The sequence below is a fragment of the Streptomyces sp. NPDC043726 genome (assembly GCF_056436565.1).
This window is the reverse complement of the sequence record NZ_JBWKCI010000018.1, coordinates 144,575-156,490: the sequence shown is the minus strand read 5'-3', so window position 1 is coordinate 156,490 and position 11,916 is coordinate 144,575. Positions and strand designations below refer to the sequence as shown.

Genomic DNA, 11,916 nt, shown 5'->3' with positions numbered 1-11,916 from the left:
TGGGGCGGGTGGTTCTTCGGCGTCCTCTGGGTGTGACACTGTTCCTACGAGCCCGCGCGCCCGCGGGGGCTCTTGCTGCCGTTGCGCGCCGGGGGGGGGGGGGGGGGGGGGGGGGGCGGGGCCCCCCCCCCCCCACCCCCGCTGGCGGCTGCCGCCCCCAAGTGCCGGAAGTGCCCCTACGGCACCACCACGATCTTCCTGCCCACCCCCGCCGCGAACTGGTCCAGCGCCTCCGGGTACCGGTCCAGGGGGATGCGGTCGCTGATGAAGACGTCGGGGTTCAGGACGCCGTTCGCGAAGAGTTCCGCCGCTCGTTCGAAGCTGTGGAGGACCGCCATGGAGCCGGTGATGGTGATCTCCTGGTTGTAGATGCGGTAGGGGTCGATCTCGACCCGGGTCGCGTAGTCCGCCACCCCGAACTGCAGGAACGTGCCGGCCTTCGCCACCCTGCCCAGGCCGTCCTGGATCGCCGCCGCGTTGCCCGTCGCGTCCACCACCAGGTCCCAGCCCTGGGGACGGTCCAGTTCGTCCGGGTTCGCCGCGGCCGCCGAGACGCCGAGGTGCCGGGCCGTTTCCAGACGCGTCGGGTTGACGTCCACCATGTCCACGCTCGCCGCACCCGTCCGCTTCGCCAGCTCCAGCATCATCAGGCCCATCGTGCCCGAGCCGTAGATCAGGACGTGCGCGCCGAGACGGGACTGGAGGACGTCGTAGCCGCGTACCGCGCACGACAGGGGTTCCACCAGTGCCGCGTCCTGGGTGCGGACGTGGTCGGGGAGCAGCACGCAGTTCGCCACCGGGGCCACCGCGTAGCGCGCCGCGCCGCCCGCCGTCGTCACGCCGATCGCCGCCCAGCGTTCGCAGAGGTTGTTGTGGCCCGTACGGCAGTAGCGGCACTCGTGGCAGTAGAGGGACGGGTCCACCGCCACCCGGTCGCCGACCCTCAGCTCCGTGACGTCGGTGCCCAGGCCCACCACCTCGCCGGCGAACTCGTGCCCGGGCACGATCGGCAGCTTCGGGGCGAACTCGCCCTGGAGAATGTGCAGATCCGTGCCGCACAGGCCGCAGGCGGCGACCTCCACGACGACCTGGCGCGGGCCCGGCGTCGGATCCGGGACCTCGGCGACCACGGCCTTGCCCACGGACTCGATGACGGCGGCCTTCATTTCACTGCTCCCAACGACAGGCCCTGGACCAGCTTGTCCTGGGCGGCGAACCCCGCGGCGAGCACCGGCAGGGAGATGACGAGCGAGGCGGCGCACACCTTCGCCAGGAACAGGCCCTGGCTGGTGATGAAGCCGGTCAGGAAGACGGGCGCGGTCTCCGCCACCACACCCGTCAGCACCCTCGCGAACAGCAGCTCGTTCCAGCTGAAGATGAAGCAGATCAGGGCTGTCGCGGCGATGCCGGGGAGGGCGATCGGGGCGACCACCCGGGCGAGGATCGTCGGGAGCTTCGCGCCGTCCACGCGCGCCGCCTCGATCACCGCCACCGGTACCTCGGAGAGGAACGACTGCATCATCCAGACCGCGATCGGCAGGTTCATCGAGGTGTAGAGAATGACCAGCAGCCAGATGTTGTCCAGCAGGTCGGTGTTCTTGGCGAAGAGATAGATCGGCAGCAGGCCCGCCACCACCGGGAGCATCTTCGTCGACAGGAAGAAGAACAGGACGTCCGTCCACTTCTTCACCGGGCGGATCGACAGGGCGTAGGCGGCGGGGAGGGCGAGCAGCAGGACGAGGAGTGTCGAACCGACGGACGCCACCGTCGAGTTGATCAGCGACGGCCACGGGGTCGCCCCGCCGCCCGTGCCGAAGAACTCGCGGTAGCCGTCCAGGGTCAGTGCCGCGCCGAAGGACGGCGGGTTCGTCGCCGCGTCCTCCTCCGAGTGGAAGGACGTCAGGGCCATCCAGGCGATGGGCAGGAAGAACAGGATGCCGACCGCCCAGGCCAGCAGGCCGAGGCCGTTTCTGCGTACGGCGTTCATGCGCGGGAGGCCTCCTCGCGGAACAGGGACGAGACGACCCGCAGTGCGAAGGTCGCGATGATGATCGAGCCGATGACCACCAGGACGCCGGCCGCCGAGGCGAGGCCGTTCTCATGGGCCTGGTAGAAGCTCTGGTAGACGGTGTACGGCAGGTTCGCGGTGCCCAGGCCGCCCGAGGTGATGGTGAAGACCGCGTCGAAGTTCTGGACGATGTAGATCGAGCCCAGCAGGGCCCCCAGCTCCAGGTACCGGCGCAGGTGGGGGAGGGTCAGATGACGGAAGATCTGCCAGTCGCTCGCGCCGTCCACCCGCGCGGCCTCGATCTGCTGCTGGTCCCGGCTCTGCAGCCCCGCCAGCAGGATCAGCATCATGAACGGGGTCCACTGCCAGACCAGGGCCGCCTCCACGGCCAGCAGCGGTGTGTTGGAGATCCAGTCCGGCTGTGGGCCGCCCACGTAGTGCAACAGGCCGTTGAACAGGCCGTATTCGGGGTTGTACAGGACGTGCTTCCAGAGCAGGGCCGCCGCCACCGGGACCACCAGGAAGGGCGCGATCAGGAGCGTGCGGACCACTCCTCTGCCCTTGAATTTGCGGTCCAGCAGCAGGGCGAGGGCCAGGCCCAGGATCAGGCTCGCCAGGACCACGGCCACCGTCAGCAGGACCGTCGTCCAGACCGAGCGGCGCAGGTCGGGGTCGGTGAGGACCTCCTCGTAGTTGGCGAAGCCGGTGAAGCTGCGGGCGTCGGGGTAGAGGGAGTTCCAGTCGAAGAAGGAGATCACCAGCGTGGCCACGAACGGCAGCTGGGTCACCGCGATCATGAAGATCAGCGCGGGGAGGAGCGGGGCGCGGGTGGCCCATGCGCGCAGGCGGTCCGAGGGGCGTTTCTCGGCGCGCTGCAGGGCGGGTGCGGCTGTCGGAGCGGTGGTCGTGGCGGTCATCGTCCCTCGTACTCCTCGGAGATCTTCTCGGCGAGCTCCTGTGCCTTCTTCAGGGCCGACTCGACGGACTGGCGTCCGGCGATGGCCGCGCTGATCTCCTGGGAGACCTTGGTGCCGAGATCGGTGAACTCGGGGATGCCGACGAACTGGATGCCGGGTGCCGGGCGCGGCTGCACCCCCGGGTCCTTCGGCCGGGCGCCCTCGATGGCCTCCTTCGTCATCTCCTGGAAGGCGGCGGCCTCCGCGCGGTAGGCGGGGTTGGCGTAGGTGGAGGCGCGCTTGCCCGCCGGCACGTTGGACCAGCCGATCTCGTCGCCGACGAGTTGCTCGTACTGCTTGCTCGACGCCCAGGAGACGAACTTCCAGGCCTTGTCGGGGTTGCGGGAGGCGTCCTGGATGCCCCAGGCCCAGGTGTAGAGCCAGCCCGAGGAGTCGGTCTTCTCGACCGGGGCGGGCGCGTAGCCGACCTTGCCCTTGACCGGGGAGTCGGCGGACTCCAGGGAACCGGCCGCGGAGGTGGCGTCGTACCACATGGCGACCTTGCCCTGGGTCATGTTGTTGAGGCACTCGGCGAAGCCGGACTGGGCGGCGCCGGACTCGCCGTGCTCACGCACCAGGTCGACATAGAACTTGGTCGCCTTCTCCCATTCCGGGGAGTCGAGACGGGCCGTCCAGTCCTGGTCGAACCAGGTGCCGCCGAAGGTGTTCACGACCGTGGTGAGCGGTGCCATGACCTCGCCCCAGCCGGGCAGTCCGCGCAGACAGATGCCCTTCATGCCCGACTCGGCGCTGTCCACTTTCGCGGCCAGGTCCGCGACCTGCTGCCAGGTGGGGTGCGCGGGCATGGTCAGGCCTTCCTTCTCGAACACGTCCTTGCGGTACATCAGGAAGGACGACTCGCCGTAGAAGGGCTGGCCGTAGAGCTTTCCGTCGTCGCCGGTCAGCGATTCGCGCATCGGCTTCAGGACGTCCTGTTCGTCGTACTCCGGGTCCTTCGCGACGTAGGAGTCCATCTCCTTGAGCCATTCGTTGCGGGCGTAGATCGGTATCTCGTAGTTGGAGAGGGTGGCGACGTCGTACTGGCCGGCCTGGTTGGCGAAGTCCTGGCTGATCTTGTCGCGGACGTCGTTCTCGGGCAGGACGGTGAAGTTGACCTTGATGCCGGTCTCTTCGGTGAAGTGCGGCGCGAGCTTCTGCAGCTCCACCATCTGGGGGTTGTTGACCATCAGGACGTTGATCGAGTCACCGCCCGATCCGGCCCCGCCCGCGCCCGCCCAGCAGCCGGCGAGCAGCGGGGTGAGCAGCGTCCCTGCGGCGGCCGTGGCGAGCGTGGCTCGCGGCCTCCGTCGGCTCTGGGTTCGCATGGATCGCTCCTGGACGTATGGGGATATAAGGGGCGCCTCTGGGTGCGGTGAGGCCCCTTGTGGGTGTCAGTTGGAATGTCGGACGCAGATGTCGGTCGGCGTCTCAGACCCGGATGACCTGCGGGCCCAGCAGGGAGTAGCGGTGCGCCTCCGCCGACGGCAGCAGCGTGCTCGTCACGATCGCCTCCAGTGCGCCGACCTCCGTGAACCGACAGAAGCTGACCGCGCCGAACTTGGTGTGCACGCCCGCGAACACCGTCCGCCGGGACGCGCGTACGGCCTGCGCCTTGACCTCGCTGACCGCGGGGTCGGGGGTGGTCAGCCCGTGTTCGCGGGAGATGCCGTTGGCGCCGATGAACGCCAGGTCGATGACGAAGCCGGCCAGCATCTTCGTCGTCCAGTGGTCCACGGTCGCCAGCGTGCCGGCCCGGACCCGGCCGCCGAGCAGCAGCACCGAGACGTTCTCCGCCTCCGCCAGCGCGCCCGCGACCGGCAGGGACGCGGTGACCACGGTCAGCGGCCGGTCCCGGGGGAGCGCCTCGGCGATGAGCTGGGGGGTGAAGCCCTCGTCGACGAACACGGTCTCGGCGTCCCCGAGCAGTTCGGCCGCGGCGGCCGCGATCCTGCGCTTCTCGGGGACGTGGCTGGTGGCGCGGAAGGCGAGCGTGGTCTCGAAACCGGCGCTCTCCACGGGGTACGCGCCGCCGTGGGTGCGGCGGACGAGGCCGTGGTCCTCCAAGGCGCGGAGGTCTCGGCGTACGGTCTCCCGGGCGACGCCCAGTTCCTCGGCGAGGGCGTTGACGTCGACGGAGCCGTGGGTGCGGGCGGCGCGGATGATCTCTCGCTGGCGTTCTTCCGCGGTCCTGGTCATCTTCTCGTCACCCGCCTTCCTGCGTGGTTGCCCGTTCGGGCTCATGGAGGAAGTTCTACAGCGGGCGCGAGGCCGTGACCAGGTCTGTTACGGGGGTGAAAGTGCCCGTGTGTGCCCGTTCGGTCTTGCTCGTACGAGGTGAGGCCGGGGCGGGTCGGTGGTCGTCCGCAGGTGCGTCGTGGCTGGTCGCGCAGTTCCCCGCGCCCCTGGGGAGTTCGGCCGGCCCCGTGTCGTGCCGTGCCCGAATACACGGGCGGGCGGGCCCGTTTTCTGCCCGCCCGCGCTTGCTGTCGCTCTGTTTCGGTCAGTACGGCCAGATCGGGGGGTCGTTCACGAAGTGGCCGCCCAGGTAGGCGTGGGACTCGTTCGCCGGGTCCAGGTCGCCCTGTTCCGCGATCAGCTTCTCGGCGTAGGGCTCGGAGTCGTCCTGGGGGTCGTAGCCGAGGGCGCGGGCGGTGGTGAGGTCCCACCACAGGCGGGTGTTGGCGGAGGAGCCGTAGACGACGGTGTGGCCGACCTCCTCGGCGGTCAGGGCCGCGTGCAGCAGCCGGGCGCCGTCGGCGGGGCTCATCCACACCGACAGCATGCGGACGCTGGTCGGCTCGGCGAAGCAGGAGCCGATGCGGACCGACACGGTCTCCAGGCCGAACTTGTCCCAGTAGAACTGGGCCAGGTCCTCGCCGAAGGACTTGGACAGGCCGTAGAAGGTGTCCGGGCGGTGCGGGGTGGTGATCGGGATCAGCGGGTCCGCGCCCTGGGGGCGGGGGGTGAAGCCGACCGCGTGGTTGGAGGAGGCGAAGACGACACGCGCGACGCCCTCCTCGCGTGCGGCCTCGTACAGGTTGTACGTGCCCAATATGTTCGCCCGGAGGATCTTCTCGAACGGGGCTTCCAGGGAGATGCCCGCCAGATGGATGATCGCGTCCACCCCACGGACGGCCTCGCGCAGCGCCTCCTTGTCGGCGAGGTCCGCGACGATCGCGTCCGGCTCGCCCTCGATCGGGCGCAGATCGAGCAGGCGCAGCTCGTAGCCGTACGCGGGAAGCAGGTCCCGCATCAGGGTGCCGAGTCCGCCGGCTGCGCCGGTGAGCAGAACGGTGCGGGGCGCTGGCATCCTCGGTCTCCTTGGGTGGACGAGAGTGGACGGCCGTATGACTGCACGGTATTCACATTCGTGGACAAGCTATGGATCATCACCCCGGCTCGTCAAGGGTGGCGGACCTTGTGTTCATAAACATAAACTCTGATCAGAAACCTGCACACTGTTCGTGCACCCCGTCGTGATGGACCCGTTCTAGGGAGAGCCTGTGACGCCAGCCGACCTCGCCGCTCGACTCGGCATCCCCAGCGGGCCGCTGTTCTTCCCCGTCACCGCCTACGACGCCGAGGGAGCCGTTGATCTCGACGTCTACCGCGAGCATGTCCGCCGCGGGGTGGAGGCCGGTGCCGCCGCCGTGTTCGCCTGCTGCGGCACCGGGGAGTTCCACGCGCTGACGCCCGAGGAGTACCAGGACTGCGTCCGGGCGGCCGTCGAGGAGACGGCGGGCCGGGTGCCGGTCGTCGCGGGCGCCGGGTACGGGACCGCGCTGGCCGTGCGGTACGCCCGGCTCGCCGAGTCGGCCGGAGCCGACGGGCTCCTCGCCATGCCGCCGTACCTGGTGCTGGCCGCGCAGGAGGGGCTGCTGCGGCACTACCGCGAGGTCGCCGCCGCCACCGCCCTGCCCGTGATCGTCTACCAGCGCGACAACGCCGTGTTCACCCCGCGGACGGTCGTCGAACTGGCCCGCACGGACGGGATCGTCGGGTTCAAGGACGGCCTCGGCGACCTGGACCTCATGCAGCGGATCGTCAGCACGGTCCGCTCCGAGGTCCCCGGCGACTTCCTCTACTTCAACGGGCTGCCGACCGCCGAGCAGACCCAGCTCGCCTACCGCGCCCTCGGCATCACGCTCTACTCGTCGGCCGTCTTCTGCTTCGCCCCCGAACCGGCCCTCGCCTTCCACCAGGCGCTGCGCCACGGCGACGACGCCACCGTGCGCCGCCTGCTGGACGGCTTCTACCGGCCCTTCGTCGAACTGCGCGCCCAGGGCCGGGGTTACGCCGTGGCGCTGGTCAAGGCGGGCGTCCGGCTGCGCGGCCTGGACGTCGGGGAGGTCCGCCCGCCGCTGCACGAGCCGACCGAGGACCATGTCAAGCAACTCGCTCTGCTGATCGAGCGCGGGTACGCGCTCCTCGAGGAGGATGGACAGTGAAGGCGTCGGCATTCGTCTACCCCTGGGACGTCAACGGCGACCCCGCGGCACCCGGGCGGATCGCCGCCCTCGGAGTGCGGCAGGTGACCCTGGCCGCCGCCTACCACTCCACGCGCGCGCTGACCCCCCGCCACCCGCGCCACCGCATCGTCACCGCCGAGCACGCGGCCGTGCTGTACCCCACGGACGAGCGGTGGCAGGGGCGGGAACCGCGCCCGTACCCCGCCGGTGACTGGGCACCCGGGGACGCCTACGGCGAGGCGGCGGACGCGCTCGCGGAGGCCGGTCTGGAGGTGCACACCTGGGTCGTGCTCGCCCACAACTCCCGCCTGGGCGCCGAGCATCCGGACACCTCCGTCGTCAACGCCTACGGCGACCGCTACCCGTGGGCGCCGTGCATCGCGCAGCCCGCCACGCGCGCGTACCTGATCGACCTGGCCGCGGAGGCCGCCGTACGGCCCGGGGCGCGGGGCACCGAACTGGAGTCCCTCGGCTGGTACGGCCTCGCCCATCTGCACGCCCACGACAAGACCGGCGGGGTCGGCCTCGGCGAGGCGGGGCAGTACCTGATGTCGCTGTGCTTCTGCCCGGTCTGCCGACAGGGGTACGGCGCCCAGGGCCTGGACGCGGACGAGCTGGCGGCCGCCGTACGGGCCGCGCTGGAGCCGCTGTGGCAGGGCACGGCCGCCGACGAGGGGTGGACGGGCGTCGAGAAGCTGCTCGGCGAGGGCAACGCGACGGCAACACGCGCGTGGCGGGACGGGACCGCCCGTACGCTCCAGGAGGCGGCCGTCGCCGCCGTACGCGCCGCCGCCCCGCCCGGCTTCCAGGTGCTGCTGCACGCCGATCCGGTGCCGTACCACTGCGGGGCCAACGCCGGTGTGGATCCGGCCCACATCCTGTCCGTCGCGGACGGTGTGGTCGTGCCCTGTACAGGCGGTCCCGGACTGCTGACGCCGTTCGCGGAGCAGGGGCACGGCGTGCTCGCCGCCAACCTCACGGTGGTCTCCGGAATGGGCGGCAGCCCGGGCACCCTGGCGGTGGACGCGGCACGCGCGCGTGACCTCGGGGCGACGGAACTGCGGCTGTATCACGCGGGGTTGGCGTCCGACGGAGACCTGGAGCTGGTGCGCTCGGCGCTCGCCGGGGCCTGAAGCAGCGGTACGGCCGTGACGAGCAGCGCCGCCCCCGTCACGGCCGGCAGCAGCCGGTGGTCGACCGGTCCGACGAGCGCGGCGCCCGCGGCGAGGCCGATCACGTTCGGGGTGAACACCAGCGTGTTGGCGGTGGCGGTGACGCGGCCCAGCAGCGGGCCCGGCGTCTCCCGCTGGACGTGAGTGAGGGCGGCGATCAGCACGGCGGGCAGCCCCGCGCCGATCGCCGCGCCGCACACCAGGGCCAGCGGGTCGGAGGGGACCGCGCGCAGGGCCACCGCGACGCCGAACAGCACGACGCCGTACCCGCCGAACCGATGCGCGCCCAGCCGGCGCAGGGCGGGACCCGACACCACGCCCACCGCCACCGAGCCGGCGCCCTGGACGGCGTACAGCACACCCGCGTAGGCGGGGGAGTGCCCGAGCGCCTCGACGACCGACCAGATCAAGGCACCGTTCACCCCGGCGAAGAGCATGGTGGCGCCGCCGGTCAGGATCAGCAGCCGCGTCCGGGGGCGGGACCAGAGGTACCGGGCGCCGAGGCGCCAGTCCGTGCCGGCTGCCGGTTGCGGCCGGGGCTCCCGGACGCGCAGGGAGGCGTACAGACCGGCGGCGGCCAGGAAGGTGACCGCGTCCAGCAGGGCGACGCTCGCGCCGCCGTGGAGCGCGTAGAGGGCGGCCCCGGCGGGCGGGGCGAGGATCTTCATGCCCTCGTTCGCCGTCATGCGCAGACCGTTGAAGTCGCCGAGCAGGGGCCTGGGCACGGCGGAGGCCACGAGGGCCGACTCGGCCGCGTCATCGACGACGCCCGCGGCGCCGTACACGAAAAGGACCGTGAACAGGAGCCACAGGTCGGCCGGGGCGTCCACGGTGAGCAGGGTGAGCAGGAGGGCCGCGAGCAGCAGGTTCGTGGTGATCAGCAGGGGTGCGCGGCGGGTGCGGTCGGCGAGGGCGCCGAGCAGCGGGCCCGCCAGGGTGGGGGCCCACATCGCGAGCATGCAGAGCGCGGCGAGACCGTCCGAGCCGGTGAGGTCCTTCACCCACACGCCCGACACCAGCCACAGCGCCGAGGTCCCGAAGCCGGAGATCACGACCCCCGTGAGACAGCGCCGCGCGGTGCGGTCGCGCAGTACGGGGAGCAGGGTCCATTGCGTCGTCATGCCTGCTCAGCGTGGCGCTAAGGCGATCGGGTCGGGATCGGGCAGGTGCCTTAGAACCGGCGCGTGATCGGCGGGTTCCCGGAGACGGCCGTACGGCGCCACCCGACGGCGGCCGTACGGCGCCCCCTCCCGGAGACGGCCGTACGGCCCACCCCGGCCGCCCTGTCGCTCACCAGGGTGAACGGTCGGCCCCCGCCGTGACCTGCGGCCTTTGCCGCGGTTGGGATGATCATGCGCGCCGTCGTCCTGCTCACCGCCCTGTGCGCCCTCACCGCCTGCGCGGCCCCGCAGGCCGCACCGCTCACCCCGGACGACACCGTCAGGACCGCGCAGCTGCTGCTCACCGACCGCTGCCTGACCGCCCAGGGCCTCACCCCGCCGCGCCCGGGCCGACGCCCGGCCGGCGCCGACGAACAACGCCGGGTCAGCGACGCGCTGTTCGGCACCGGACGCGCCGAACTCACGCTCACGCTGCCCAGCGGGCACGAGATCAGCCAGCACACCGACGGCTGCCTCGCCCGGGCCCAGCAGCGGCTCTACGGCGACCAGGAGCGCTGGTTCCGCGCGTCCACCACCGTCAACAACCTCAAGGCCAAGGCGCCGGAAAGCGAACAGAGCGCCTACCGGGAGCTGCGGGCGCACGCCGTCCGCACCGCCCGTTCCCTCCTCCAGTCCGCCCATGAGAAAGGCACGTCCCGATGAAGAAGCCCGCCCTCCTGGCCGCCGCGCTGCTCCTCGCCGCCGGCAGCTCCCTCGCCACCTCCGCCACGGCCTCGGCCGCCGACTGCCCGAGCGGCAACTTCTGTGCCTGGGAGCACGCCGACTACCAGGGACAGCGCGCCAACTGGCACGGCGACGACGACTGGTGGGAGAGCTACATCGCCGACGAGGACTCCTCCTGGGCGAACCACGGCATCGAGGGCCCGGGCATCCCCAGCCACGTGAAGGTCTACTCCTCGGCCAACCAGGGCGGCCACATGACCCTCTGCCTCGCCCCCGGCCAGGAGGTGAACTACAACGGCGCCGCCAACGACGACGGCGACTCCCACACCTGGGCCATGGGCTGCTGACCCCCCGCCGCTCCCGGCGATGAGTTTCCGGGGTGCGAGCGGTCCACCCTTCAGGACCACCCGGCCCGCCCGAACAGCCCGGCCTCACGGCCACCCCGGAAATCGCTGAGGAGCGACGGATGACGGACTCGATCATCGATCTCGGACCCCAGACCCAGGTGCTGGCCCATCTCGCCGGCGAGGTGAGCGACGAGCAGTTGGCGGACCCGACGCCGTGTCCGGAGCTGGCCGTACGCAACCTGCTGGGGCACCTGCTGCATCTGTCCGTCGCCTTCCGTGACGCGGGGCGCAAGCGGCTCGGCCCCACGACCGACACCAGCCCCGGCGAGTCCGTCCCGGACATCGGCCCCGGCTGGCGCGAGGAGCTGCCCGAGGTCCTCGCCGAACTCGCCGAGGCCTGGCGGGATCCGGCCGCCTGGACCGGGATGACCCGGGCCGGCGGGGTGGACCTCCCCGGCGAGGTCGCCGGTGCCGTGGCGATCGACGAACTGGTCATTCACGGCTGGGACCTGGCCCGCGCCACGGGCCTTCCCTACGTCCCCGACCGGACCGCGCTCCAGGCCTGCCACGCCTTCCTCCTCGCCTCGGTGGACGATCCCAGCCGCGGCGAGATCTTCGGCCCCGTCGTCCCCGTCCCCGACAGCGCGTCCCTGCTGGACCGGGCGGTGGGGCTGAGCGGGCGGGACCCGGAGTGGAAGCCGTAGTGGAAGCCGTAGGAGGACCTTGAACGGGGGCCCGCCACCCCGCACCCGACCGCCCTCGCTCCGGACATCTCCTCCGGGGCGGGGGCGCCGTCGTGCGGGTGGACGCCGGTACCGGGACGTTCGCGGAGTTGCGGCGGCACACGGGGCGAGCGGGTGCTCGCCTGCTCCGGCGGCTCCGGCGGCTCCGGCGGCTCCGGCGGCTCCGGCGGCTCCGGGGACGCCGGACCCCGCCCCGCGCTCACCGAACTCGCCCACTGCGCCGCCCTGTTCCTCCGCGAGGCCGGCATCGACCGGCATCGCGAAGGCGAACGGGTCTATCCGACGCCCGAGGGCGCCGGAAGTACCGCCCAGGAGGCCCACGCGGTGCGAACTTCCTTTGTCAGAAGCATTGACGAAACATCGAGGCGCTCCTACCT

The 11,916-nt window shown here is 71.6% G+C and carries 13 protein-coding genes; 6 read left to right on the top strand and 7 right to left on the bottom strand.

The genetic code is table 11. From position 1 onward, the window contains the following. Window positions 1-176 precede the first annotated feature (176 nt). From AC068Z_RS37915 to AC068Z_RS37890, 6 genes are all read right to left on the bottom strand, one after another. A complete protein-coding gene (locus tag AC068Z_RS37915) occupies window positions 177-1,166 on the bottom strand; it encodes a zinc-dependent alcohol dehydrogenase family protein (protein ID WP_478566752.1) in 990 nt (329 codons plus the stop codon). Then, window positions 1,163-1,987 carry a carbohydrate ABC transporter permease gene (locus AC068Z_RS37910; protein ID WP_478566749.1) on the bottom strand — a complete coding sequence of 275 codons (825 nt, stop codon included), beginning with the start codon at window positions 1,985-1,987 and terminating at the stop codon, window positions 1,163-1,165. Before AC068Z_RS37910 ends, AC068Z_RS37915 begins: the two co-directional genes overlap by 4 nt. After that, window positions 1,984-2,925, bottom strand: a complete 942-nt coding sequence (locus AC068Z_RS37905; protein ID WP_478566746.1) for a carbohydrate ABC transporter permease — start codon at window positions 2,923-2,925, stop codon at window positions 1,984-1,986. Before AC068Z_RS37905 ends, AC068Z_RS37910 begins: the two co-directional genes overlap by 4 nt. After that, on the bottom strand, window positions 2,922-4,289 hold the full coding sequence (locus tag AC068Z_RS37900; protein ID WP_478566743.1) for an ABC transporter substrate-binding protein: 1,368 nt from the start codon (window positions 4,287-4,289) through the stop codon (window positions 2,922-2,924). Before AC068Z_RS37900 ends, AC068Z_RS37905 begins: the two co-directional genes overlap by 4 nt. A gap of 103 nt (window positions 4,290-4,392) precedes the next feature. Further along, complete coding sequence (locus AC068Z_RS37895) at window positions 4,393-5,160, bottom strand: DeoR/GlpR family DNA-binding transcription regulator (protein ID WP_478566764.1); 768 nt, start codon at window positions 5,158-5,160, stop codon at window positions 4,393-4,395. 304 nt (window positions 5,161-5,464) lie between these two features. Then, window positions 5,465-6,274, bottom strand: a complete 810-nt coding sequence (locus AC068Z_RS37890) for an NAD-dependent epimerase/dehydratase family protein (protein WP_478566740.1) — start codon at window positions 6,272-6,274, stop codon at window positions 5,465-5,467. Window positions 6,275-6,467: 193 nt separating this feature from the next. Between AC068Z_RS37890 and AC068Z_RS37885 the strand changes: the two genes are divergently transcribed. Both AC068Z_RS37885 and AC068Z_RS37880 read left to right on the top strand, forming a co-directional pair. Continuing rightward, complete coding sequence (locus tag AC068Z_RS37885; RefSeq protein WP_478566737.1) at window positions 6,468-7,412, top strand: 5-dehydro-4-deoxyglucarate dehydratase; 945 nt, start codon at window positions 6,468-6,470, stop codon at window positions 7,410-7,412. Then, a complete protein-coding gene (locus AC068Z_RS37880; protein ID WP_478566734.1) occupies window positions 7,409-8,566 on the top strand; it encodes a hypothetical protein in 1,158 nt (385 codons plus the stop codon). The genes AC068Z_RS37885 and AC068Z_RS37880 overlap by 4 nt, the downstream gene beginning before the upstream one ends. Here AC068Z_RS37880 and AC068Z_RS37875 read toward each other — a convergent pair. Beyond that, entirely contained in the window at window positions 8,503-9,726 is a 1,224-nt protein-coding gene (locus tag AC068Z_RS37875) for an MFS transporter (protein WP_478566731.1), read from the bottom strand. The genes AC068Z_RS37880 and AC068Z_RS37875 overlap by 64 nt on opposite strands. 63 nt (window positions 9,727-9,789) lie before the next feature. Between AC068Z_RS37875 and AC068Z_RS37870 the strand changes: the two genes are divergently transcribed. The 4 genes from AC068Z_RS37870 to AC068Z_RS37855 all read left to right on the top strand — a co-directional run bounded on the left by AC068Z_RS37870 (window position 9,790) and on the right by AC068Z_RS37855 (window position 11,500). Beyond that, complete coding sequence (locus AC068Z_RS37870; RefSeq protein WP_478566729.1) at window positions 9,790-9,927, top strand: hypothetical protein; 138 nt, start codon at window positions 9,790-9,792, stop codon at window positions 9,925-9,927. 30 nt (window positions 9,928-9,957) lie between these two features. Beyond that, a complete protein-coding gene (locus AC068Z_RS37865; RefSeq protein WP_478566726.1) occupies window positions 9,958-10,428 on the top strand; it encodes a hypothetical protein in 471 nt (156 codons plus the stop codon). Further along, complete coding sequence (locus AC068Z_RS37860; protein ID WP_478566723.1) at window positions 10,425-10,796, top strand: peptidase inhibitor family I36 protein; 372 nt, start codon at window positions 10,425-10,427, stop codon at window positions 10,794-10,796. Before AC068Z_RS37865 ends, AC068Z_RS37860 begins: the two co-directional genes overlap by 4 nt. A 119-nt stretch (window positions 10,797-10,915) precedes the next feature. Next, the gene (locus tag AC068Z_RS37855) at window positions 10,916-11,500 is read left to right on the top strand and encodes a TIGR03086 family metal-binding protein (protein ID WP_478566720.1); all 585 of its coding nucleotides are present in this window, start codon (window positions 10,916-10,918) and stop codon (window positions 11,498-11,500) included. Window positions 11,501-11,916 lie beyond the last annotated feature (416 nt).

What these genes read in the sequence shown, in the direction of transcription:
- AC068Z_RS37915 (WP_478566752.1), bottom strand. Translation starts at nt 1,166, where the DNA reads ATGAAGGCCGCCGTCATCGAGTCCGTGGGCAAGGCCGTGGTCGCCGAG.
- AC068Z_RS37910 (WP_478566749.1), bottom strand. Translation starts at nt 1,987, where the DNA reads ATGAACGCCGTACGCAGAAACGGCCTCGGCCTGCTGGCCTGGGCGGTC.
- AC068Z_RS37905 (WP_478566746.1), bottom strand. Translation starts at nt 2,925, where the DNA reads ATGACCGCCACGACCACCGCTCCGACAGCCGCACCCGCCCTGCAGCGC.
- AC068Z_RS37900 (WP_478566743.1), bottom strand. Translation starts at nt 4,289, where the DNA reads ATGCGAACCCAGAGCCGACGGAGGCCGCGAGCCACGCTCGCCACGGCC.
- AC068Z_RS37895 (WP_478566764.1), bottom strand. Translation starts at nt 5,160, where the DNA reads ATGACCAGGACCGCGGAAGAACGCCAGCGAGAGATCATCCGCGCCGCC.
- AC068Z_RS37890 (WP_478566740.1), bottom strand. Translation starts at nt 6,274, where the DNA reads ATGCCAGCGCCCCGCACCGTTCTGCTCACCGGCGCAGCCGGCGGACTC.
- AC068Z_RS37875 (WP_478566731.1), bottom strand. Translation starts at nt 9,726, where the DNA reads ATGACGACGCAATGGACCCTGCTCCCCGTACTGCGCGACCGCACCGCG.
- AC068Z_RS37865 (WP_478566726.1), top strand. Translation starts at nt 9,958, where the DNA reads ATGCGCGCCGTCGTCCTGCTCACCGCCCTGTGCGCCCTCACCGCCTGC.
- AC068Z_RS37860 (WP_478566723.1), top strand. Translation starts at nt 10,425, where the DNA reads ATGAAGAAGCCCGCCCTCCTGGCCGCCGCGCTGCTCCTCGCCGCCGGC.
- AC068Z_RS37855 (WP_478566720.1), top strand. Translation starts at nt 10,916, where the DNA reads ATGACGGACTCGATCATCGATCTCGGACCCCAGACCCAGGTGCTGGCC.